This window comes from Acidilutibacter cellobiosedens (genome assembly GCF_004103715.1).
GTDB classification, from domain to species: Bacteria; Bacillota; Clostridia; order Tissierellales; family Acidilutibacteraceae; genus Acidilutibacter; species Acidilutibacter cellobiosedens.
In genome coordinates this window covers 1,204,173-1,228,566 of the sequence record NZ_CP035282.1, presented here as the reverse complement: position 1 = coordinate 1,228,566, position 24,394 = coordinate 1,204,173, and the positions used below count along the sequence as shown (strand labels likewise).

Annotated in this window: 20 protein-coding genes; 9 read left to right on the top strand and 11 right to left on the bottom strand. The window is 32.6% G+C overall.

Annotated features, from left to right (window positions below):
* Nucleotides 1–25: 25 nt before the first annotated feature.
* Genes EQM13_RS05765 through EQM13_RS05755 form a run of 3 tightly spaced genes read right to left on the bottom strand, consistent with a single transcriptional unit; the run spans nt 26 to nt 2,686 of the window.
* Nucleotides 26–748: an ABC transporter ATP-binding protein gene (locus tag EQM13_RS05765; RefSeq protein ID WP_128752214.1), complete on the bottom strand. Its 723-nt coding sequence runs from the start codon at nt 746–748 to the stop codon at nt 26–28.
* Nucleotides 745–2,232 carry an ABC transporter ATP-binding protein gene (locus EQM13_RS05760; RefSeq protein ID WP_161567181.1) on the bottom strand — a complete coding sequence of 496 codons (1,488 nt, stop codon included), beginning with the start codon at nt 2,230–2,232 and terminating at the stop codon, nt 745–747. Before EQM13_RS05760 ends, EQM13_RS05765 begins: the two co-directional genes overlap by 4 nt.
* Nucleotides 2,225–2,686 carry a MarR family winged helix-turn-helix transcriptional regulator gene (locus tag EQM13_RS05755; RefSeq protein WP_128752211.1) on the bottom strand — a complete coding sequence of 154 codons (462 nt, stop codon included), beginning with the start codon at nt 2,684–2,686 and terminating at the stop codon, nt 2,225–2,227. The genes EQM13_RS05760 and EQM13_RS05755 overlap by 8 nt, the downstream gene beginning before the upstream one ends.
* An 801-nt stretch (nt 2,687–3,487) precedes the next feature.
* Here EQM13_RS05755 and istA point away from each other — a divergent pair.
* From istA to EQM13_RS05740, 3 genes are all read left to right on the top strand, one after another.
* Nucleotides 3,488–5,071, top strand: a complete 1,584-nt coding sequence (istA, locus tag EQM13_RS05750) for an IS21 family transposase (protein WP_128752210.1) — start codon at nt 3,488–3,490, stop codon at nt 5,069–5,071.
* Nucleotide 5,072: 1 nt separating this feature from the next.
* The gene (gene istB / locus EQM13_RS05745) at nt 5,073–5,837 is read left to right on the top strand and encodes an IS21-like element helper ATPase IstB (protein WP_128752209.1); all 765 of its coding nucleotides are present in this window, start codon (nt 5,073–5,075) and stop codon (nt 5,835–5,837) included.
* 223 nt (nt 5,838–6,060) lie between these two features.
* Nucleotides 6,061–6,381 (top strand): hypothetical protein, encoded by a 321-nt coding sequence (locus EQM13_RS05740; RefSeq protein ID WP_114219964.1) that lies wholly within the window; start codon nt 6,061–6,063, stop codon nt 6,379–6,381.
* Nucleotides 6,382–6,743: 362 nt separating this feature from the next.
* On the opposite strand, the gene EQM13_RS05735 is transcribed toward EQM13_RS05740, so the two are convergent.
* Nucleotides 6,744–8,186 carry a DDE-type integrase/transposase/recombinase gene (locus tag EQM13_RS05735; protein WP_128752207.1) on the bottom strand — a complete coding sequence of 481 codons (1,443 nt, stop codon included), beginning with the start codon at nt 8,184–8,186 and terminating at the stop codon, nt 6,744–6,746.
* 179 nt (nt 8,187–8,365) lie between these two features.
* On the opposite strand from EQM13_RS05735, the gene EQM13_RS05730 reads away from it, so the two are divergent.
* The gene (locus EQM13_RS05730) at nt 8,366–8,959 is read left to right on the top strand and encodes an MjaI family restriction endonuclease (RefSeq protein WP_114219947.1); all 594 of its coding nucleotides are present in this window, start codon (nt 8,366–8,368) and stop codon (nt 8,957–8,959) included.
* A 38-nt stretch (nt 8,960–8,997) separates the two neighbouring features.
* On the opposite strand, the gene EQM13_RS05725 is transcribed toward EQM13_RS05730, so the two are convergent.
* Both EQM13_RS05725 and EQM13_RS05720 read right to left on the bottom strand, forming a co-directional pair.
* Entirely contained in the window at nt 8,998–10,269 is a 1,272-nt protein-coding gene (locus EQM13_RS05725) for a DNA methyltransferase (protein ID WP_114219946.1), read from the bottom strand.
* 14 nt (nt 10,270–10,283) lie between these two features.
* Nucleotides 10,284–10,496, bottom strand: a complete 213-nt coding sequence (locus tag EQM13_RS05720) for a helix-turn-helix domain-containing protein (protein WP_114219945.1) — start codon at nt 10,494–10,496, stop codon at nt 10,284–10,286.
* Nucleotides 10,497–10,766: 270 nt separating this feature from the next.
* On the opposite strand from EQM13_RS05720, the gene EQM13_RS05715 reads away from it, so the two are divergent.
* The 4 genes from EQM13_RS05715 (at nt 10,767) to thpR (ending at nt 14,712) form a co-directional block, all read left to right on the top strand.
* Entirely contained in the window at nt 10,767–12,149 is a 1,383-nt protein-coding gene (locus EQM13_RS05715; protein ID WP_206172881.1) for an ISLre2 family transposase, read from the top strand.
* A gap of 139 nt (nt 12,150–12,288) precedes the next feature.
* Entirely contained in the window at nt 12,289–12,453 is a 165-nt protein-coding gene (locus EQM13_RS18205) for a hypothetical protein (protein WP_161567180.1), read from the top strand.
* A 135-nt stretch (nt 12,454–12,588) separates the two neighbouring features.
* Nucleotides 12,589–13,806, top strand: coding sequence for an IS256 family transposase (locus EQM13_RS05710; RefSeq protein ID WP_128752205.1), 1,218 nt, complete (start codon nt 12,589–12,591; stop codon nt 13,804–13,806).
* A 363-nt stretch (nt 13,807–14,169) separates the two neighbouring features.
* Nucleotides 14,170–14,712 (top strand): RNA 2',3'-cyclic phosphodiesterase, encoded by a 543-nt coding sequence (gene thpR, locus EQM13_RS05705; protein WP_128752203.1) that lies wholly within the window; start codon nt 14,170–14,172, stop codon nt 14,710–14,712.
* A 74-nt stretch (nt 14,713–14,786) separates the two neighbouring features.
* Here thpR and EQM13_RS05700 read toward each other — a convergent pair whose 3' ends face one another.
* The 4 genes from EQM13_RS05700 to EQM13_RS05685 all read right to left on the bottom strand — a co-directional run bounded on the left by EQM13_RS05700 (nt 14,787) and on the right by EQM13_RS05685 (nt 21,864).
* Nucleotides 14,787–16,061: an adenylosuccinate synthase gene (locus EQM13_RS05700; protein ID WP_128752201.1), complete on the bottom strand. Its 1,275-nt coding sequence runs from the start codon at nt 16,059–16,061 to the stop codon at nt 14,787–14,789.
* Nucleotides 16,062–16,163: 102 nt separating this feature from the next.
* Nucleotides 16,164–17,597 carry an adenylosuccinate lyase gene (gene purB, locus EQM13_RS05695; RefSeq protein WP_206172872.1) on the bottom strand — a complete coding sequence of 478 codons (1,434 nt, stop codon included), beginning with the start codon at nt 17,595–17,597 and terminating at the stop codon, nt 16,164–16,166.
* A 193-nt stretch (nt 17,598–17,790) separates the two neighbouring features.
* Entirely contained in the window at nt 17,791–21,024 is a 3,234-nt protein-coding gene (locus EQM13_RS05690) for a DEAD/DEAH box helicase (protein WP_128752199.1), read from the bottom strand.
* A gap of 81 nt (nt 21,025–21,105) precedes the next feature.
* The gene (locus tag EQM13_RS05685; RefSeq protein ID WP_128752197.1) at nt 21,106–21,864 is read right to left on the bottom strand and encodes an acyl-[acyl-carrier-protein] thioesterase; all 759 of its coding nucleotides are present in this window, start codon (nt 21,862–21,864) and stop codon (nt 21,106–21,108) included.
* 224 nt (nt 21,865–22,088) lie between these two features.
* On the opposite strand from EQM13_RS05685, the gene namA reads away from it, so the two are divergent.
* Nucleotides 22,089–23,114 carry an NADPH dehydrogenase NamA gene (gene namA / locus EQM13_RS05680; protein WP_114219472.1) on the top strand — a complete coding sequence of 342 codons (1,026 nt, stop codon included), beginning with the start codon at nt 22,089–22,091 and terminating at the stop codon, nt 23,112–23,114.
* A gap of 76 nt (nt 23,115–23,190) precedes the next feature.
* Here namA and EQM13_RS05675 read toward each other — a convergent pair whose 3' ends face one another.
* Nucleotides 23,191–24,381, bottom strand: coding sequence for a S8 family serine peptidase (locus EQM13_RS05675; protein ID WP_128752195.1), 1,191 nt, complete (start codon nt 24,379–24,381; stop codon nt 23,191–23,193).
* Between the last annotated feature and the right edge of the window lie 13 nt (nt 24,382–24,394).

Genomic DNA, 24,394 nt, shown 5'->3' with positions numbered 1-24,394 from the left:
TATTATAAATCATATAAAATAAATTCTATTCTAACTCAAAAGCTCCCGTGCACAAATCGTAGTATCTTCCTCTTTGTTTCAACAGTTCTTCATGGTTTCCTCTTTCAATAATTTCTCCATTTTCAATAACCATTATAGCATCAGCATTTCTTACCGTCGATAATCTATGGGCAATGATGAAATTTGTCCTCCCTTCCATTAACCTATCCATTCCTTCCTCAATATATTTTTCTGTTCTGGTATCTATGGAACTGGTGGCCTCGTCTAAAATCAGTATGGGCGGGTCCGCTACGGCTGCCCTGGCAATATTCAACAATTGTCTTTGTCCTTGACTTAAATTGTTTCCGTCTCCATCTATTACAGTATTATATCCATTGGAAAGTCTTCTGATAAAAGAGTCTGCTCCGGCTAACTTAGCCGCTTTTATTACTTCTTCGTCAGTAGCTTCCAGTTTTCCGTATCTTATGTTGTCTATAATCGTTCCCGTAAACAAATGAGTATCTTGTAAAACCATGGCAAGGGATTTCCTTAGGTTCTCTTTCTTTATTTTTCTGATATCGATTCCGTCTATGGTTATACTTCCTTCATCTATATCATAAAACCTTGTTAAAAGGTTTGTAATTGTAGTCTTCCCTGCTCCCGTAGAACCTACCAACGCAATTTTCTGCCCAGGCTTTGCATAAATAGAAATATTTTTAAGTACTATTTTATCGGAGTTATATCCAAAGGTTACGTTATTAAATCTCACATCTCCCTTATCTTAAGATTTTTGAGCATTGCTCTGGCTATACTCAGCCTTTGTTTCTGACCTCCTGATATATTAACTCCTTCTTGTCCCAACTCGGTTTCATATCCCTTAGAAAACTCCATTATAAAATCATGGGCCTGAGCATTTTTAGCCGCTCTAACTATTTCCTCAGTCTTAGCCTGAGTATTTCCCCACTTCAAATTATCTTTTATAGTACCTGAAAACAATACATTTTTTTGAAGAACAAACCCGATGGATTTTCTTAAGTCGTTTAATCTGTAATCCCTTACATCCACTCCATCAACAAGCACACTTCCTTTCGTGGCATCATAAAGTCTTGGAATAAGCTGAACTAAAGAAGTTTTTCCGGACCCGGTTGAACCGACTATCCCTATTATCTCTCCTTTTTTAACTTTGAAGGAGATATCTTTTAAAGCGTAATCGGCATTTTCATCTTTATATTTAAAAAATACGTTTTTAAATTCTACGATTCCTTCCTTGACTTTTCTTTCTTCCGCATCTTCTTTGTCTTTAATATCAATCTTCGTATCCAGTACCTCAATTATACGTTTTGCCGAGGCACTTGCTCTTGAAGCCTGGGTTATAACCATACCGAGAAGAAGAAGGGAGAATAAAATCTGAGTGATGTAACTTATAAATGACATAAGTTCTCCTACTTGAAGAGAACCCTGCAATATTTTATTTCCTCCGAACCAGAGAAGCGCCATAATAGAAGATCTCATAACGACAATCATCAAAGGTCTATCCCAAATTACAATATGAAGAGCTCTCGTAGCATTATTCATAAGCGCATCGCTGGATTCTTCAAATTTGTTTCTCTCAAAATCCTCTCTGACAAAGGATTTTACAACCCTTATATTTGTTAAATTCTCCTGAATATTTCCATTTACTCTGTCCAACCTTTTCTGCATATTTACGAAAAAAGGAAAGGACTTTTTAAGTATAACAAATACACACGTTCCCAAAATAGGTATTGCAACGGCTACTACCAAAGCCAATTCCGAATTTATTTTAAAAGCCATAATCGCTCCGAATATAAGCATAAGCGGTGCTTTTACAAGAATCCTCAGTCCCATTATTGTTACCTGTTGAATTAAAGTTACATCGTTCGTAAGTCTTGTAACCAAAGATGCACTTTTAAACTCATCAATGTTAGAAAACGAAAACTCTTGAATCTTATGAAAAACACCTTTTCTAATATTAGTTGCAAAACCTACCCCTGCCTTTGATCCAAAATATACGTTTATAATACCTCCTATAATGGCAATCAATGCCATTATAAGCATTAAACCTCCTATTCTGAATATATAATTTAAATCCCTGTTTTTTATTCCTATATCAACTATATCGGACATAAGCATAGGTTGAATAATTTCTCCCATTACGTCAATGATCATAAATGATATTGCTAAAGCCGCATATTTTTTATATCCGTCAAAAAATGAAAAAAGCTTTTTAATCATCGGCATTACCTCCTTTATTAGAAAAATTGAATTTCTCCAGATTGTCTATGATTCTTGCATAATACATTTTCAGATTTTTTATTTCTTCATCGCTAAACCCATCGAACATATGGATATCCGCATTTTCAAAAGCGTCTTCACACTTATCGACTATTTCTCTGCCTTTTTCCGTCAAACTTATATTGTTATATCTTAAATCTTTCTTATCAGGAGTCTTTTTTATCAATCCCGATTTCTCCAACCGCTTCAATGAAACCGCAATAGTAGCACTGCTGACATTTAAAAATTCCGCCAGATCTCTTTGGGTACATTCTCCTTTCTTTTTTAGATGAATAAGAGTAAAAGGTTGACCTTCGTATAACCCATATCTTTTTAAAACTACCCGCATATTAGCCCTGTGAAGGCATTTAATCTTTCTCTTCAGACTAATAAGTTCCAATTTATCCTCATCCAAAAATTACACCTCCAATTCCAAAAAGTTTTGAATTAAAGCGCTAAAAAATAATTAGCCGGTTAATTATCAGCCGACTAATTATATTATACACCCTTTTTAGTTTAACACAATATGATCAGTATAAAATTACTAAAAGAAAATGGCATAAAGCTCCATATACTTGAAAAGAAGATGTCATTCTAATAAAGTAAATATAAATAAAAAATTTAAAAATAGAATTGTATTCAGCATTCTAACGAATATAGAGTAAAAAACGAAAGTAAAATAAAAATTTCATAAAAACAAAGAAAATATTAACGATTTAATATTTGTTCTGCAATAAGACACATCTGAGTTTTGAAAAAATATTGTAATAAAAATATTGGAGGATATGGGTAATCATATATGAAATGGCATGATTAAGAAGAAATGGGAGATAGTAAAAAGATAAGAATAGTATTTTGACAAGTTCTGGATTTGAAAAGTGGAAATAGACATTATTTTGTTGATGATATAGTTTTAAGTAACCTAATGTGTGTTAGGATGGTTGTCATATAAGATAAATGTTATATAATAGATTTATGCTTAGTAAATGGATTTCCAAGAATAAATCTTATATAGTTCTTGAAAACTATGAAAAAAATTTAGAAACTTTATTAGAAAAAGAAGCAACTAAATCAAAAGAATAAAAGATTTGGTTTAAACTGACTATTTGTTTATGCTAATCTAAAAATAGGTCAGCTGGCTCATTGAAAATTAGGTCACTTTCTTAAGAAAATATGGTATCCTTTCAGTATAAACTGGGAGGAGGAAGAGAAGGAAGTGATAAAATTGAATCAAAAACAAAGAATCATACTTAAACATATTGACGGTATGAGCAATCGAAGCATTGCCAGTGAACTTCACATGAGCAAGGATACTGTAAATAAATATGTAAATGAGTATAAAAATCAAAAGCAAGAACTTTTAGCAAAAAATCCTGAAACAGATACAAAAGAATTAATTCAAGCAATTGTTAAAAAACCAAAATACAATTCTGAAAACAGAGGGCCAAACAAGGTAACATCTGAAATGATTGAAGTAATTGAAGAATGCTTAAAGGTTAATGAATGGAAGCGTGCTAACGGTATGTCAAAGCAGCAAATGAGAAAAATTGATATTCATGAATACTTGTTAAAGAAAAATTTTAATATTAGTTATTCATCAGTTAAAAGATTAGTTAAAACAATCGAGGATAGGCATCGTGAAGCTTTCATAAGGCAAGAATATGTTCTTGGAGATGTATGTGAATTTGACTGGGGTACGACAAAATTAGATATAGGAGGAGAAGGATATAAAGCTTATCAAATGGCAGTTTTTACTCCTGCTAAAAGCGGAATCAGATATTCAATGCTTTTTAAATCTCAAGATACTCCAGCATTTCAACAATCACATGCAGAATTTTTCTCATTTTGCAAAGGTAATTTTAGAACAATGGTCTATGATAATATGAGGGTTGCAGTTAAGAAATTTGTTGGATTGTTCGAAAAAGAGCCAACAAAAGCATTGACAGAATTATCAATATACTATGGATTCAACTTTAGGTTCACGAATATTGCAAAAGGCAATGAAAAGGGCCACGTTGAGAGAAGTGTAGAATATGTTAGAAGAAAAGTATTCAGTGAGCCGGGTAATGACAAATTCGGCACTCTTGCAGAAGCAAACAAGTTTCTTTTTGAAGAATGTATGAAGCTTAATAATAAAGAAGCATCTAACGGATTGGTGCCGATGGAAATCTTTAAAGAAGAGCAAAAACACTTGTTTCCTAACTTACCTAAGTTTGAAAGCAGTATTTATTCAGAAAACCGTGTTGACAAATATTCGACCGTAACGGTAAGTCAAAATCATTATTCTGTGCCGGATACATTAGTTGGTAAAATGGTAAAAGTGAAGATGTTTACAGATAAGATAATTATCTACTACGATAACAGCATTGTAGCTAAACATGACCGCAGTTTTAAACTGCATGACTGGAAAATTGAGATTCATCATTATCTTAGAACTCTACATAAAAAACCAGGTGCCCTCAAAGGAAGCACAGCACTGCTCCAAACGGACACCCAGATCAAATATATCTATGAACAGTATTATACCAAAGATGCCAAGACATTTCTACAAGTTTTAGAAATTATTTATGAAAAAGGAATCCATGCTGTGACAGAAGCTTTAAGGGAACTTGAAAAACTGTCACCAATGGATATGAGTGCTGATAAGGTTAAGGTGATTTGTGAAAGTAGAAAGGAAAAAGAAATTTGCGTTACTGTTCCATTAAATGATCATCTAACTGAAAAATCAAGGAGCACATTATCGATTTATGATAAACTTGCAGCACTCCAATCAAGAAAGCTTAACAAGGAGGCTGTATAGTATGAAGGTTAAATTAAATGAAGAGATTAAAGAATACTGTAATATATTGAAACTTAAAGGAATTAAAACTCACTTTGAAGAAGTAATATCTGAAGCGGCTGATTATGAGGATTTTCTTCATAAGCTTTTAACTTATGAGATGGAAGAAAAGGATAAGCGTTCCATTGAATGTCGTATTCGAAATGCACATTTGCCTTACAGGCAATATATTGAAGATATTGAAATTGACTGTCTCCCAGTAGATATGCAGAAAAGACTTCCTGAGTTAGCAACACTTGATTTTATCGAAAAAGGCAAAAATATCATAATGACCGGTAACCCGGGAACCGGAAAAACTATGGTTAGTATTGCTTTAGCATTAAAGGCTTGCATGGCAGGTTATAAGGTTCTGTTCACGACAATTCCACTACTGGTTACTACATTGAAGGAAAGCAATAGCGCTAAGACCTTGAGATATTTTGAGAATAGATTTGAAAAGTATGACCTTGTAGTGGCAGATGAACTTGGGTACACCTCGTTTGACCGGGAAGGGACAGATCTGCTGTTTAACAATCTTTCTTTAAGGGCAGCAAGGAAATCAACAATAATTACTTCTAACCTTTCATTTGAGCGTTGGATTGGGGTTTTCGGTGATCCGACAGTTACAAGTGCGATGATAGATAGACTTACTTACAAGGCAATTCTTGTCGACATGGAGGGTGATTCTTATCGGCTAAGAGAAACATTAAGAGAAAATGGTGCATCTATTAAATCTTTAACAGCTTAAAGTATTTGTGCCTTTGTACACAAATTTTAGAGGCACATTTATTTACAAGAAAGTGACCTAAAATTAAATGGTCTTTTGACCTAATTTTCGGTTGACAAATACAAGTATTAATTGGATAAGTCAATTTATTTCAAATATGGGTGATAAGCCATATTCTTTTTTCCTACAGCAACCTAACACTATTGACATCAACTATGAAATAAAAAAGGAGGTGATTATTCAGATGCCTAAAAAAATTGAAAAAATTAAAAATATTTTATTAAAGCATTATGGTAAAAAAAATAAAATTACTGCAAGAGAAATTGAAAAACTCATAGGTATTACAAAAAAAGATGATACCCATGCACAAGTAAGGAAACTTATATTAGAATGTACAAAAGTTTACAAGTTACCCCTTGCTGCTGACAATCATGGCTATTATCTAATAAATAACGAATTAGAATATAATGAGTATATAAATAACCTTAACAATCGAATTAAAGGAATTCGTGAACGAAAGGAGATTATTACTCAAAATTATAAACTTACTGTAGGAAAAATATAATAAATCTTTGCCCATACGATAATATTATTTCAATTTATATTTAATGTAAATAGTATCATATCAAGTAAATAACTTTATTATAGATAGTGTAAAGTAGCCTATGAAAAACAAGAATAAAAAAATCAGGCTGAATAGAACCTGGAAAATTACAAAAATATATTTTCATGGCAGTCACCGCCACCCTTGACAGTATGCCAAAACAATGCTGCGCAATATTTACCGACGGCGAAGAAACTCAAGAACAGATAATTTTTCGTGCCGTCTTTACAGTATTGTAGCATTGTATTTGTCCTACTATCAAGGGCAAGCCCTAAAGGGTGGCTGGGTTACCTCAGGCTCTGAAATCTAAGAACAGATAGAAATCAAGATGCAGGATTTTCTTGCATATTAAGAATGACTTGCTGTCCTAAAAAGATAAGAAGCTGCCATTTACCGGGCATATTGCCGGCATTCTTAAGCATATCAACCTCATTTAAAGGACGTTTCCAACTATAAAGTTCATGAGGACGCAGGAAGTTATAGTAAGCAACCCAAAGGTTTACACCATAATAAGCACCATCATCGGTACCATAACCGCAGGTAACACGATAAGAAGCTTTGAGAGTACGGTTAAGGCGTTCAGTCTTTTGTTTAAAGGGACGATACTTTTTAGTTACAGCATCATCATTAGTCAAACCAATAACTTGAGTAACATTAAAGTCCCAGTCCTTTTCAATTTTAAACTGTTGAGCAGCTAAAGGATAGGCACTGTAACCATCAGATATAAATTTTAAAGCTTTACCGGGGAATTTTCTAAATTTATCAAAAGCCATTCTCATGGTAAGTATACAAGGGCCGACGTCACGACTTTTAGAGACTTGATAACCAAGAATAGAGCGAGAAACAGTATCCATAATGAGCCAAACATAACCTTTGAGTCCTTTAATTTTGATATAGGTTTCATCAGCAGCTAAGTTATTTGAAGGACTGTAATCGAATGTATCTACAAAAGGCTTAATTAATACAGCAGCAGTTCTTGCATAGCTTGCAACCATAGTGTGAGATATATTAATATTATGGATTTCACGCATAGCTTCAGCAGTTTTACGAAGAGATAAACCAAGATTAACATGGTAAGTAAGACAAAGTCCCATAATATGAGCATTGTTCTTTCTAAACTTAAAACTAGTAGCCCATGAAGGAAGCTGATGTAAATCCATAGAAAAGAAATCCAGCGTAAATTCACGATAGATGTAATGGAGCTTGTATTTATACTTCTCACTAGGATATGAGTCTTTGGGAAGCAGGTTTAAATTGTTCTTGTAGTAAGAACAATTCTTATTGACACATTTATGCACAATAAAGTGTTTACGATCTTTTTTAGCAACTAAAGCATGTCCGCAATAAGGGCAAATAAGAACCAAAGGAGAAGTTGCTTGTTTACCTGTAATAAAAGTTTGACCACAGACTTTACATTGATATTGGCCTTTACCACCATTATTATCGTAAATGTATTGATGAGGAGCACCACAGAGAGGGCAGACAGTATCCTCAGGAATGGTTTTACCATTACGGCGTTGAACAGGCCTGACAGGCTTACCATATTTCCAGATATAGTATTCAAGTAGGAATTTATAATCTTGTTTGATAAATTTTTTGATGATAGGGAGCTTATCAATTTTAAATTTCTGATAATAAGAACTTTTAGAATCATCGAAAGTCCACTGTTTAAGAGGAATATATTTTGCGATAAATAAAGTTAATTCATAAATTCGATTAAGTAAGTATTGATTATATAGTAGTAAATAAGTTATAATTTGAGACATAACAATGACCAACCTTTCTATTTAAATTTAGTGCGTGATAACTCAAATTATAGCAGAAAATGGGGGGTCATTGTTTTTTATTTTATAAAAACTCTGTAACCCTTGATAATATAAGGCTTTAATAAAAAAAGAGGGGTGTCTTATTGACACTACCTTATTATAAAAAAGGGGATACTAAAATGAAATATACAATTAACAAAGAAAACATTCAAGCATACAATAGAAGTGAAAATGTCCATTTTCCAAAATATACATCACAACTTATAAACTTAGCCAATCAAAACGCTCAGGGAACTCGTCCCAAAGTAGTCGGTCAGTTGTCTGAACTATTCCCAGAATTTCAAAAATCAGCAAAAACAATCACCATAGAAAATTGGGAGAAGTGGTATCTTGAAAAATATCCCAATGTTATAAATAACGCAACTGACAAAATATATGACCAAGTTGAAAATCTCAAACAAGCAATAACTTTAATTGATAAGAATTTAATTAGAAAATGGGTAAAAGATTTAATAATTTATAAAACATATAATGGTCTCTATGTTCAACAGGCAATTTTAGCTTTTTTAGCAGAAAAAAAAGAGCAAAAATATAGATTAGCTACGCCATATGAAGAAGCAATTGGAATCGATGGATATGTCGGCTCTATTCCGTATTCTATAAAGCCTGATACATATAAGACTATGGATCGGCTTTCAGAAAAAATAGATGTAAAGATGATTTACTACAAAAAAACTAAAGCCGGAGGATTAAAAATCGAAGTTGAAGATTGAAATTAGGTCGGAAGAGTAATTAACTTCCGACCTGCTATTTATACCGGCAGTGATTTTAAAAATTTGGCTTTACATGAATAATCAAATGAAGTTTCAACATCAACAAGGCCAGTTCTAACTAGATGATTATTAATAAAAGTTTTATTATCAAGATAAAGATAACATAAAAGATTCTTGTCCTTATCATATTTAACAGTATCAAACTTTAAAAATACTTTTCGCTTCCAGAATTTTTTCTTTAAAAAGTCTACTGCCTCTGAACAAGTCTCTGGCTTACTCTTTATTCCTAATAATTTTACTTTAAGACCATTACTAAGTAATAGCATTTCCGGAGAATATATTTTTTTTACTGAAAAAAGATTTTCTTGCAATTGAGTGTTTTGATCTATTCTTGAACCAAATGTTTTTTTCTTTATATCCATTTTTTTATCCATTTTATGAGGATCTGAAAATATGTAAGGTAAGCCTTCAAATGATAGGGAATCTTTAAGTTCATCTTCAATAATTATAATCTGGTCATTAAACATATTTATATCCTCTACACCTAACTTATCTTTGATAATAGGTATGAATTCCGTATTTATTTCATATCCAATAGAATTTCTTCCAAGATTTCTTGCAGCAAGAGAAGTTGTTCCACTTCCTAAAAATGGATCAAAAACAGTTTCTCCAACAAAAGAAAACATTTTTATAAGACGTCTAGGTAATTCCTCAGGAAACATAGCAATATGTCCCTTTTGTTTTACTCCATTAAAATTCCAATGTGATGAAAAATATTGTCTCCACTCTTCTTTGGTCATTTCAGACTGTTTCTTTTGCTCAATCGTTGGCCTAGGAGCATTCCCTAATTTTTTGAACAAAAGGATAAATTCATAATCTATTTTTAATATACCATTCCTTGGATAAGGGAAACTACCCATTACACTGCCTCCACCGCTTGTATTCATTGTGGTGGTTTTTTGCCATATAATTGCACCCATATAATCCATTCCTAAAGTCTCACAAAAACGAATAATTTCAGTTCTAATAGGGATAACTTTATATCTTCCATAATAAACTGACCTTGCAAATTGATCTCCAATATTTATACACATACGGCATCCATCAGAAAGAACACGATAGCATTCCTTCCATACCAAATTTAGATTATTAATATATTCTTCATAGCTATCATTAAATCCGATTTGATTATCTACTCCATAATCTTTAAGTTGCCAATATGGTGGAGATGTTATAATTAATTGAACAGACTTATCAGGAATTTTATTTAACTGTCTGCTATCTCCGATAATTATCTTATGTTTGCTCATATTTTAATCTCCTATTATTTAATTATTTCACCATTTTTCAAAACAAAATATTGTTCAAATGTTGCATTGAGAATTTTTCCAATCAAAATTAACTCCTTTGTAGAAACCGTCCCTCGTTTCAACTTAGCATTAAAATTTTGTGGTGATTGCCCCATTCGACGCGCCAATTCAGAAATACTTATATTTGATCTCAAACACAAAATTTTAATTTGTTCTAATGTTGTCATATATAACCTCCAAATATAAATTTCATTATAATTAATATAAACTTATTAATTGATATTGTCAATATATTAGTTGAAATTAGATCTAATCTTATATATTAAAATTTGATATATTTTGAATTTTATATTTTTTGACATCTCTTAAAAATCCGTGTTAGTGTAAAATTACAGTAGGGAAATAGAATATATTTCCATATATAGTTGAAAAGAAGATATCATCCTATTAAAATATAAGTTGAAATACCAATAAATTAAGAAAGGATGATATCTTCTATGTATAATAGTATACAACATTTTAATGAGTTTGGAGTAAAAAAAATTGAAAATGAGATAAAAAATTTCATGGAAGGGAATAAAAATATTGTTGGTTTAATACTTGCCTTACAAAAAATTTTATTTGAGCTGGGAAGAGATATTATAACAGAAGTATTGGAGAATATGGATGAATATCTACGTAACAGCGGAGTTAGAAAGAAAAAATGGGAAATAGTAAGAAAAGATAAAAATAGGATTTTAACAAGTTTTGGTATTGTAACATATGAAAGAACATATTTTAAACCCAAAATGGGAGGGAAAAGGCATCATCTTGTTGATGATATGGTTGGAATAAAACCGCATGAAAAAATGAGTGAGGATGTAATAATAAATGCAGTTGATGAGGCAGCAGAAAGCAGCTATAGAAAAGCGGGAGAAAAAGCGTCATATATGAATGAAATAAGTAAACAGGCCGTGATGGATAAAATACACAACCTTGATTTTACAACAACAGAAACTAAAAAACACAAGAAAAAGGATATAAAAACATTATATATAGAAGCAGATGAAGACCATGTGCATCTACAGCAAAAAGGAAGTAACAAAAACAAGTATAATATAGCAATGCCAAAGATTGTTTATGTACATGAAGGAATAGATGCAGAAAAAAGCAGTAAAAGCAGAAAGAGGTTAAAGAATGTAAAATATTTTGGAGGGATGTATGAAAATACGGAAAAGTTATGGCTTGAAGTAGCAGATTATATAGACAAACAATACAACATGAATTATGTAGAGAAAATATATATATCGGGAGATGGAGCATCCTGGATACGCCAAGGAGTAAACTGGATTGAAAAGAGTAAATTTGTGCTTGACGGATATCATCTGAAAAAGTGTATAATAACAGCAACTGCACATCTAAATAATGAAATAATAAGACAGGAATTGAAAGATGCGGTTGACTGGCCGGACAGAGAAGAAGTAAAAAAAGTATTTAAAGAGATATTGAGCCTTACAGAAAATAAAACAAAGAAGGAAGCAGTAAAAAGAGCAGAAGAAAGGATAGGAATAATAGGATGTAGTACGAAAGGACACGTAAGCCATATATTTTCAAGCCGTTTGAGCAGCAGGCCAAAAGTATGGTCAAAAATAGGAGTGGATAAAATGTCGAAGTTATTAATTTACAAATGGAACGGAGGGAAAGTATATGATTTAGTAATGGCACAAAAGATGAAAAGGGAAAAAGAAGAGAAAGAACAGATACAAGATGAGTTAATAAAAGAAGCAAGAAGTATTGCAAACAGGTATAATGATACTTGGAACATTAGACCGACAGCAATAGTGAGAGGAGAAAAGACAGGATTATATAACGAAATAAGAGCAATAATGGGTAGAATTTAAGTAAAGTAAAATAAGAGGTAAGAATAGTTGTAGCAAAAAATAAAAGTTATATAATAGAGTTATAAAGTTAGCATATTAGTTAGAAAACCATAGAGATAAAAGATTTGGCGCAGCGGACCATTGATATGGAGTAGCCTGCATGGTAACCTGTAAAGGAGGGGGTAGTACGGTTATCTATGGGTTACCCCCTTTAGGTACACAAACCATGCAGGCAGAGGCTCCATGTCAATGGCAAATCGGCAGCGAAGTAATAAAAAATTTTATACCAAAAGAAATAAAAGGAGAACTTATTTTACAAACATAGGGAATAATTGTATAAAACAATTTATTTTTTTAAATATGGATGATGGTAGTGTAAAATAATCTGTGCTTTTGTGAAAATAAATGCTCTTTTCTGGCAAGAATAAAAATAATATGAAAACCAGAAAGGAGCGTTTTTATGTCAACACTGTCAAAAGAAGTATTAAGGGAAATGATAGCAGAAGGAAATCTAAAAACAGCAGGGGATCTTCATTCATATCTGAAAGATATGTTTAAAGATGCACTTCAAGAGATGTTAGAGGCAAAATTGGAAACAGAATTAGGATATTCTAAAGGAGATAAGAAAAATAAGCAGACAGATAACAGAAGAAACGGTTATACAGAAAAAACTGTTAAAACTCAATTTGGAGAAATGCCAATAGAAGTTCCGAGGGATAGAAATAGTGAATTTGAGCCAATTATAGTTCCAAAGAACAAAAGAGATATATCGGGAATTGAGGAAAAAGTAATAGCACTATACGCAAGAGGTATGTCAACGAGGGACATTCATGATCAAATAAAAGATATATATGGGATAGAATTATCCGCAGATATGGTAAGTAAAATCACAGATAATATTATTCCCCAAATAAAAGAATGGCAAAACAGACCGTTAGAATCATTATATACCTTTGTATTTATGGATGCCATACACTACAAAGTCAGAGAAGATGGACAAATAAAAAGTAAAGCTGCATACGTAGTTTTAGGGGTTAATGTGGATGGTTTTAAAGATGTTCTGGGAATTTGGATAGGAGAAAATGAGTCCTCAAAGTTTTGGCTGGGAGTACTAAACGACCTAAAAAACAGAGGTGTAAAAGATGTATTAGTATTTTGTGTTGATGGGCTTACAGGTATAAAAGAAGCCATATTAGCAGCATATCCTGGATCCGAAATACAGAGATGTATAATTCATCAATTAAGAAATTCATTTAAGCATGTAAGCTATAAGGACATAAAAGAATTTGCCGGAGACTTTAAAGAAGTATACAAGGCAGCAAATGAGGAAGCAGCAATAGAGAACCTGAAAGAAGTAGAAGAAAAATGGGGTAAAAAGTACCCTTATGCCATCAAAAGCTGGCAAATGAACTGGGACGTATTATCTCCGTTCTTTAAATATCCCGAAGAAATAAGAACAATAATGTACACAACAAACATAATAGAGGGATTTCACAGACAGCTTAGAAAAGTAACAAAGAATAAGACAATGTTTCCATCAGATCAAGCCCTGGAAAAAATGTTATATCTGGCAAGTCAAAATGTAGTGAAGAAATGGACTCAAAGATATAAAAACTGGGACTTAATACTAAATCAACTAATAATATTTTTCGAGGGAAGAGTAGAACAATATCTATAAAACTTATTAAAAGATGATAAGATAAGGAACAAGGCCATTTTAAAGCCTGATGGCCAAATAAAGAATAGCATACTACCCCATAATTAAAATTATTGCCCATAATATTCATTTTAATGCATAAAATAAAATAATATGGGCAAAACTAAAAATAAGCTATTTAATTGTTATTTATATCCAATTAAATAATTCTTGTCAGCTTAGAGATAAATATTTTCTCTAAAGCACAAAATTAATTATATTCTCTGGATGATATCTATATATTTTTTCCCTACAGTAACTTGACTCTATCAAAATCCGTTATAGTTTTGCAATCAATAATTTAATGATATAAAATATTATATATTGAATCGGAAGGAGGATATTATGAGATTATTCATAGCCGTTAATTTCAGTGAAGAAATAAAAGATGAGCTTTTTCATATTTCCGATAAATTGAAACGGTTTTCAGAAAGAGGAAGTTTTTCGCTTAAAGATAATATTCACTTAACTGTGATATTCTTGGGAGAAGTTGAAAATTCAAAAATAGAAACAATAAAAATCTCTATGGATGATTCTGTTAAAAATATTTCTTCTTTCCCCATAATTATTGAAGATATCGGAAACTTTGAAAGAAATGACGGATTGATACTTTGGGTAGGAATTAATGACAACGAAAATTTAAATTTAATTCACAAAAATCTTTCAAAAAATCTTTCGGATAAAGGTTTCGAGATGGAAAAGCGGAGGTATTCTCCTCATTTGACGTTGGGAAGAAGAGTAGTATTCAAAAAAAATTCCAATGATCTAAAAAAAACTTTGAACTTTCCTCCAATAAAGTTTACTTTAAATCACATAGATCTGATGAAAAGCGAAAGAATAAATAACAGAATGGTCTATACCAATATTCACAGCAGTTTTTTCAAATAAAAAAGAACTGTTCTATAAACAATGAAAGCTGCCTGAATTTTTCAGACAGCTTTCATTAAAAAAACTTTATTTCATTACAGGCGAATTATATCGTCTCTTCTCGGACCGTTTGATATTAATTTAATGGGGACATTTATATATTCTTCTACAAATTTTATATAATTCTTAGCGTTTTGAGGTAAATCCTTATATTCCTTAATTCCTCTGATATCGCATTTCCATCCGGGGAAATATTTAAATATCGGTTTGGCTTTTTCAAGTTGGGCGTTAGCGGGAAACTCCTTTGTTTCTTTCCCGTCTATTTCGTAAGCCACACAAACAGGAATAGTGTCCAAATATCCTAATACATCCAATACCGTAAATGCAATTTCCGTAGCCCCTTGTGCTTTACAGCCGTATCTTGTGGCAACCATATCAAGCCAGCCTACCCTTCTGGGTCTTCCTGTAGTTGCCCCGTATTCTCCTCCGTCTCCTCCTCTTCTTCTCAGTTCGTCCCCTTCTTCTCCGAATATCTCGGTTACAAAGGGACCTGCTCCTACCGCGCTTGAATAAGCTTTAACAACAGATATTACATCTGTTATTTTATAAGGAGGAATTCCTGCTCCTACTGTGCCAAACCCTGCTAAAGTGGAAGAAGAAGTTACATAGGGATATATTCCAAAATCAGGGTCTTTCAATGCCCCCAATTGTCCCTCTAAAAGTATCTTTTTATCTTCATCTAAAGCCTTGTGAATGAATTCAAAAGTATTTGCAACATAAGGTTCTATTTCCCTTTTATATTCCATTAATTCCTTCATTAACTCATCAGGATCTAACTCAGGCTTATTATATAAGTACTTTAATGTTACATTTTTTATGGTGCAAATTTCCTCAACTTTTTCTCTCAACGAATCTTCATAGAACAAATCGTTTATTTGAAGACCCCTTTTATAATATTTATCAGAATAAAATGGTGCAATTCCCGATTTAGTAGAACCAAATTGTTTTTTTGAAAGCCTTTCTTCCTCATATTTATCAAATAAAATATGGTAGGACATCAATATCTGGGTACGATCTGAAACAAGTATTTTAGGTTTTTTAACTCCCTTTTCTTCAATCTGCTTAATTTCCTTTATTAAGTTCGGTATATTAAGAGCAACTCCATTGCCGATTATATTGGTAACATGATCGAAAAATACTCCTGAGGGTAACTGATGGAGAGCAAATTTGCCATGTTCATTTACTATGGTATGACCTGCATTACTTCCACCTTGAAATCTGATAACTATATCGGATTCCTTTGCAAACATGTCGGTAATTTTACCTTTCCCCTCATCACCCCAATTTGCTCCAACTATAGCTTTTACCATAAACATTCACCTCTGTTTTATTCTTTAACTTAAATAGTTAACAAAATCATTATATGATAAATATTTAAGTTTTAATTCCGTATTAAATATTTTAAGATTAGTTTATACAGTTAACTCTGATTTCATGTTTAGTATATCTTTATTTTTCTCAATAACAGGATTTATATATTTTTCTAAAAACTCTTCTACCTGTTCTTTAGATCTGCCGATAAAATTTTTAGGTTCCATAATACTCATAATTTCTTCCTTAGTTAAGCCAAACATTTTGTCTTTAGCAATCCTCTCTATTAAATCATTGGGCTTGCCCTCAATCTTTACAGTTCTTGATGCAGCCATAGAATGAACCCTTATGTGCTCGTGAAGCTCTTGCCTGTCTCCTCCCCTTTTAACTGCATCCATCATTATATTTTCAGTAGCCATAAAGGGAAGCTCCTGCTTTATTCTTTGTTCAATTACCTTAGGATATACTACAAGGCCATCAGCTACATTCATATATATATTAAGAATTGAATCCACAGCTAAAAATCCTTCCGAAATACTTATACGTCTGTTTGCCGAATCATCCAATGTTCTTTCAAACCATTGAGTACTTGCCGTTATGGCAGGGTTTAAAGCATTAACTATTACATATCTTGATAACGAAGATATCCTTTCACAACGCATTGGGTTTCTCTTATACGCCATAGCTGAAGAACCGATTTGATGCTTTTCAAAGGGCTCTTCTATTTCCTTCAAATGCTGAAGGAGACGAATATCATTGCTGAATTTATACGCACTTTGAGCTATTCCGCTGAGAATATTCAAAAATTGGCTGTCTAACTTTCTGGTATAAGTCTGCCCTGAGACGGGAAATACTTTCTCAAACCCCATCTGCTTTGCAATCATCATGTCAAGCTTTTTAACTTTTTCCTGGTCTCCTTCAAACAGTTCCAAAAAACTTGCTTGAGTGCCGGTAGTTCCTTTACAGCCAAGAAGTTTTGTTTTTGATAACTGGTAATCAATATCCTCCAAGTCAAGAAGTAAATCCTGAATCCATAAGGTCGCTCTTTTCCCTACCGTAGTAAGCTGGGCAGGTTGAAAATGAGTAAAAGCCAAAGTAGGCATTTCTCTATATTTATAAGCAAATTTAGACAGTGAATTTATTACATTTATTACTTTTTTGCGAATAAGCTTCAGTGCTTCCACCATTATAATTATATCAGTATTATCTCCTACATAACAGGAAGTTGCTCCCAGATGTATAATGGGCTTTGCCTTAGGGCATTGAAGTCCATAAGCATATACATGGGCCATTACGTCATGGCGTACTTCTCTCTCCCTTTCTTCCGCTTCCTCATAATTTATGTCATCTTTGTGACTTATCATCTCATCTATCTGTTCCTCCGTGATATTAAGCCCCAACTCCTTCTCAGCCTTAGCTAACGCAATCCACAGCCTCCTCCACGTTTTAAACTTCATATCCGGCGAAAACAAATATTGCATTTCCTTACTTGCATATCTCGTATTAAAAGGACTTTCATAAGTATTCTTCAACATCATCATCCTTCCTTCAAAAATAAAAACAAGACTTTAATTATATTCCCTATAAAATATAATGTAAACAATTTTTTGAAATTTTTTATAATAAATATCATTAAGTAAACAATATAATTAAACTACATATTTATATTACCATTATAATCAACAAAAATAAAGATATTTTAAATTATGTTCAGATATATTTTTTGATTTATGATTCAAATAAATAACTTATTTCATCTTGGCTCATCTTGGATATAAGGGTTTCTCCTTCTACTATTACTTTGTCTATTATTTCCTTTTTTCTTTCCTGAAGCTTAAATATCTTTTCTTCAATAGTCCCCTTAGTCACCAACTTTATAACCTGAACCGTATTCTTCTGTCCTATTCTGTAAGCCCTATCCGTAGCTTGTTCTTCCACAGCAGGATTCCACCAGGGATCAAAATGTATTACCATATCGGCTCCGATTAGATTTAATCCTGTTCCTCCGGCTTTTAGCGATATTAAAAACACCTTTCCCACACCTTCATTAAATTCTCTGACTAAATTTCCCCTTTCCTGCGGAATTACAGAACCATCAAGATACATATAGGATATGTTGTTTTTTTCCAACATGGTCTTTATAATTCCAAGCATAGTAGTAAACTGAGAAAACAAAAGAATTCTCCTACCTCCGTCTATAGCATCCTTTAGTATTTCCTCAAGAGAATTTAGCTTTCCGCTTTCCCCTGTGTAATTTTCAATGAATATTGCCGGATGACAGCATATCTGTCTCAATCTTGTAAGCCCTGCTAAAATTTTAATCTGACTTTTATTAAATCCTTTATCCTTTATTTCCTTTTCTATTTCCCCTCTAATTGATTTCAGATAAGCAAGATATATTTTTTTCTGTTCTTTTGTCATATCCACGACTATTCTTTGCTCTATTTTATCTGGCAACTCCTTTAATACGTCTTTTTTAAGCCTTCTGAGAATAAAAGGTTTTATACGATTGTTTAAGTCATCAAGGGTTCTTTCATCTTGTCCCTTAACAATAGGTTTTTCATATTTTTCTAAAAATTTTCTGTTGGACAATAAATATCCGGGCATTAAAAAATCAAAAATAGACCACAATTCTATTAACGAATTTTCCATAGGAGTTCCTGTCAGGGCAAAATAATTATTTGCCTTTATTTTTTTTACCGAATTTGCATTTAATGAACGATAATTTTTTATATGCTGTGCTTCATCTAATATACAACACCTGAAGTCAAATTTTTGATAAAGATCTATATCCCTTCTGATAAGAGGATAAGATGTTATAACCATATCATAATCTCCTAAGCTTTTAATCAATTCCTTTCTTCCCGGTTTGTTTCCTACAATTATCAGTACCTTGAGATCCGATGTAAATTTGCGTACTTCTTCTTCCCAGTTATACACTAAAGACGTGGGTGCTATTATAAGAGAAGGCATAGGGCCTTTTTCCCTCTTTTCCGAAAGTAAAAACGTAATAATTTGAAGGGTTTTTCCAAGCCCCATATCGTCTGCCAATATCCCTCCGAATCCATACTTTGATAAAGTTTTTAACCACTTGAATCCAAATTTCTGATAATCTCTGAGAATGCCTTTTAGTTCCGCCGGTATTTCATATTCTATGTCATTCGGTTCATTTATATCTTGAACAAGTTTCTTGAAATTATCATCCTCTTTTACAAAATTTAATCCCTTTTCCTTCAAAAAATTATTTAGACAAATTGAATTAAATCGATGTATAGTCATGGTCCCATTTTTAAACTTTCTTTTGTCAGTGCCGAAATATTCTGCTATATTCCTGACATCCATAAGTTCCTTGTTGTCGAGAGGCAAAAATGAACCGTCTTTTAATCTAAAATATTTTTTCTTTTCCTTTATGGATTTAAACACCTGTTCTAATTCTTTAGAATCAATCCCATCTATTTCAAAATTAAATTCTAACATGTTTAATTTTTTATTAAGTTTTATTCCTCCCGAGAAATATGAGGAATTCTTAATACTTAAACCTTTAAAACTTTCCGAATAATATATATTACAACATTCCTGTAATTTTGGAATAACTTCATATATAAAATCAAATATTTTTTCTTCCTTGTCTATGTATATTCCTCCATCTATAACTCTAAAGTCTCCTTCTTCCAGCAATTTAAAAATATATTTTTCCTTTTCTCTGTCCCTGAGCAATATTCTCTCCTTGTTTACAGAAACATCCATCCTTGAGCTGAAAGGATTTATAATTATGTCTTCATATATAAAACTTACTTTGCCTAAGATTACCTCGTCCTGTCTGTCAAAATAAATATCACATTTGAATTCAGGACTATATATTGCATCTTCTACCTTTTTGTCTATACTTAAATTAACTTTATTTTTAATATTAGGCAAGACTTCCGAAATGAAGTCCTCCTTATATTGTTCCGGTATTCTCAAAATTCCATTTTTACTATGCATTATTTCATTATATAAAGGAACGACTTTTTCTCTTTGTTCTTTGGAAATCCTATATATTTGATTTCCGTGAAAAAAGTATTCACCATCGGAAGTAAGAGGGAAAGTATCTTCCCCGGAATCAACACCCATTATTAAATCTGAATTTCTGCCCTTAATCTTCATGTTAAAAAGCAGATCATCTTCCATTATTGTTATATTCTCATATTTTCTTCCCATTATATCGGCATTGAATTTTTTCCCATTCATCAGACTAAAAAAACTTTTTAAGGCTATGGGAGTAAGAAGGACTTTTTGATTTCTAAAAATATTTTCTTTCTTAAAGCCATATTCAGAATAATTTATTTCATAATTTTCATATAGGAGCCTTAAGAAGTTGATAATTCCCATATCTTCATCTTTGAATTTATGAATTTGAGGAGAAAATTTAAAATTTTTTCCAAAATTTATATCTTCACCGGTCTCTAAACTTCGAAGAAAACCCTTTATATTCTTAACTACATATAACCTATCTTCTCCAATTTTTAAATTCAGATATGAGGACTCTCCTACTTTTTGATATGGCTTCATACTGAATTCGTATTCGCATTCTATATTTACTGAAATTTTTTCTTCTTCATCTTTATCTCTATAATACTCTATTATATTTTTAGCACTGTTTTTATCAATTCTTTCTCCAAAGGCTCCCATCGATTCAAATTCTTTTATCTTAAGTAAAAAGGCAATTATATGTTTACAGTCACCCGAATATTTAGCATAGGCAGGACATGTACAACTGGAGGATAAAAGATTTCCCATACCGTCAAAGACAGCGGAAACCTCATAGTTCTCATTTCCCCTTACGATTCCCTTGAATCGGGTACACTCCTTATTAAATTTCACATTGGATACTCTTCCATTTTCATAATATTGTCTGCCTCTTATATAGGACTCATAACTTTTAGCTATATCCATAAGAATCCTGTCATTTATTTTTAACATGATTCACCTCTAAAAACAAATTTAAAATTCTTTACATATAACACATACAATATTATTTTATCATAATTTCGGTAAAAATTTTTATATATTTTTTTCTATTTCTATATCCGCCCTAAATACAATATCATTGTTCTTTTCTCTGATTCCTTCCATATACATTATATTTTCATCAAATTTAGAAACGTCCTTGCAAATTAAAATAGCATCATCAGGCAGAGCTTCATTCATATAATTAATCTGAATGGATTTGACTCTATATCTTTTATGATCTTCAAAGGAAAAACAATCCATAATAAAATCAATATATTTTGAATTGTTAAGATGTCCGTTCACATCAATATCGCTATATCCCACGATTCTTTTATATATAACCTCACGCTCTTTAACTGCTTTTAATTTTCCCAATTTACATTCAATAGCTCGCCTTTCAATTATAGACGAGGGTTTATATGGAATTAAGCTGCTTTTCTTTAACTCCCTTGTAGTTTTATCAATTATTACCCAAGTGGAAATACTTCTGATAATTATGTTTCCATGAATATCTCTTACAATAAAATCTCTTTCAAACTCATATTTTTTAGGCTCCTGATGCCAAGTTTCCATAATTATCTCATCATTCCACTGAGGATATCTTATTATATCAGCCTTAAGCCTAATCAAAACCCAAGCCACATTATACTCCTTATCTAAAGTATCAAGTCCCACACCAAGTTCCTCGGAATGTAAATTTGCAGCTTCTTGAAAAAATAAAAATAGAGTACTTAATTTTAACTTTTTCATGAAATCCACATCATCAAATTCCAAATGATATCTTTTTTTAAATATTGAATTTACCACCATTAATTTGTCCCCCTCAACATACAGTATCGGTTATTATTCTTCTTAAATCAATCAAGTTGATCTCGTTTTTTATGGGAAATATTTGATTTATTGTTATAAAATCTTTATATTTAACTTATCATATAATCCGCCATATATCAAATAAACTATACTCCTGTATAAATTTCATCATTGATTATATCATATAAAAAAATGGTATATATTAATATAAGGTGGTGATATATTTGAAAACTTTTAAAGAGTATGATTTAAAGGGAATGAATTTAAGAAACAGAATAGTGATGCCTCCCATGTGTATGTATTCCTCGGATAATGATGGATTTGTAAAGGATTTTCACAAAACTCATTATATATCAAGGGCTGTCGGAGGCGTCGGATTGATTATCGTAGAAGCCACGGCTGTAGTTCCGAGGGGAAGAATAAGCAGTAATGATCTGGGAATATGGAAAGATGAACATATACCCGGGTTAAGGTCATTGGTTGAGGGCTGCAAAGAATACGGCGCAAAAATAGCTGTCCAATTGGCTCATGCAGGGAGAAAATGCGATGCGGACGAAGAATATACCGTTGCCCCTTCTTCTATTGATTTCAGCGGCCATTATAAAATTCCAAAGGAGTTAACCATAGATGAAATAAAAGAGATAATAAAAAATTTCAGAGACGCAGCAAAAAGAGCCGATAAAGCAGGATTTGACGCAATAGAAATTCATGGAGCTCACGGATATTTAATTCATGAATTTCTGTCGCCTCTTTCTAACAGAAGAACCGATGAATATGGGGGCAGTTTAGAAAACAGAACAAGGTTTTTGAGAGAAATTATAGCCGCAGTCAAAGAAGTCTGGCCTAAAGACAAGCCGATTCTCCTCAGAGTTTCTGCCGACGATTATAAAGAAGGCGGCATTGATATTAAAGAAATGGTCAAAATAATCAATACAGTAAAAAATGAAATAGATATTGTCCATGTAAGTTCGGGAGGGTTATTGGAAGACGTGAAAATCAAAACTTATCCGGGTTATCAAGTCTCCTATGCCGAAGCTATAAGAAAAGAATGCGGCATACCGACAATTGCTGTAGGTTTAATTAAGGAATACGACCATGTAGAGGATATACTTTCAAATAACAGAGCAGATTTGGTAGCTCTCGGAAGGGAATTGCTGAGAAACCCCTATTGGGTATTGATTAACGCTTATAAACACGGGTATAACACGGACGTAGAATATCCGAAGCAGTATGAAAGAGGGTTTAAATAAAAAGGGCTGTATATCAGCGGTTGATAACCGCTGATATACAGTCTTTTTTTGAACTTCATACTAAAAGTATTACCATTCATTCACCTATATCTATATTATATCCAGTAATCTCTAATGAATAATTTCCCGAATCCTCTATAGCTGCCACTCCTATATAATAGGTACCTACTTTGGGACTTTCTATTCTTATATGTTCATGTGGCATCTTTTCTTCTTCTCCAATTAAATATGTTGACGGGTCTCCTGCAAAAGGATCTGTTCCCGCTTCCCATATAACTATATCTAAATTTTCATTATTTTCATCCAATATTAACATATTCACATTAAGATCTTCCGATGATGAGTTCACTTCTATCGGAAATAGTACCGCTTTCCCTTTTTCAATATAACCTTCAGGGTTTCTGATATAAGTACGATGATTATCAAAGCTTCCTGTATATTCACCGGCTCTTCTTATAGATTCGTATCCAAGTAAATTTCCATTACCATATAATTTATCATAATCATTGGGCCCCATATCAAATGCCGAAAAACTTATTTCCGAATTCCCCGTACTGTATGCTGCATCATACATAAGTGCGAAGGTTCCGGCAACTGCCGGAGTAGACATAGATGTACCGCTTAACGTAACATATGCACTCCGAGAATTAGCTTCAGCCGCCCTGATATTATGCCCTGGGGCAACTATATAAGGCCCTTGACTGCCTGTACCTCTGGATGAAAACTTGCTTAATCCCCATCCACCCTCGTAAGGGTCCCTGACACTTCCCACAGATGTTGATGTATATTTAGCATAGGTAGTTAAAGTATCATAGTATCTGCCTAACTTTTCTCCGTCTCCCTCATTTCCCGCAGAAACAAATACCGGCACTCCTTCACTGTCTATAGCATTTATTAAATCAATTATCTCTTCGACATCTATATATGGAAGATGTGTTCCTATACTCATATTTACAACGTCAATTTTATATTTATCAATATTATTATATATCCATTCAAGACCATCTATCATATTCTCATTAGAACCATTCCCGTTTTCATCTAATACCTTTACACCAACTAAAGCAGCACCCGGTGCAAAACCCACTTGAGTATTGAGATTTCCTTCTCCCGTACCGGCTGCGATACTGGAAACATGGGTTCCATGACCTTCATCGTCATATGGATTTGCTTTTCCGTTTAATGCATCATACCATCCGATAACTTTTCCCCCGTCTAAGTCCACATGTTCCGCATCTATTCCCGTATCTATGACGGCTATTACCACATCATTCTTTGAA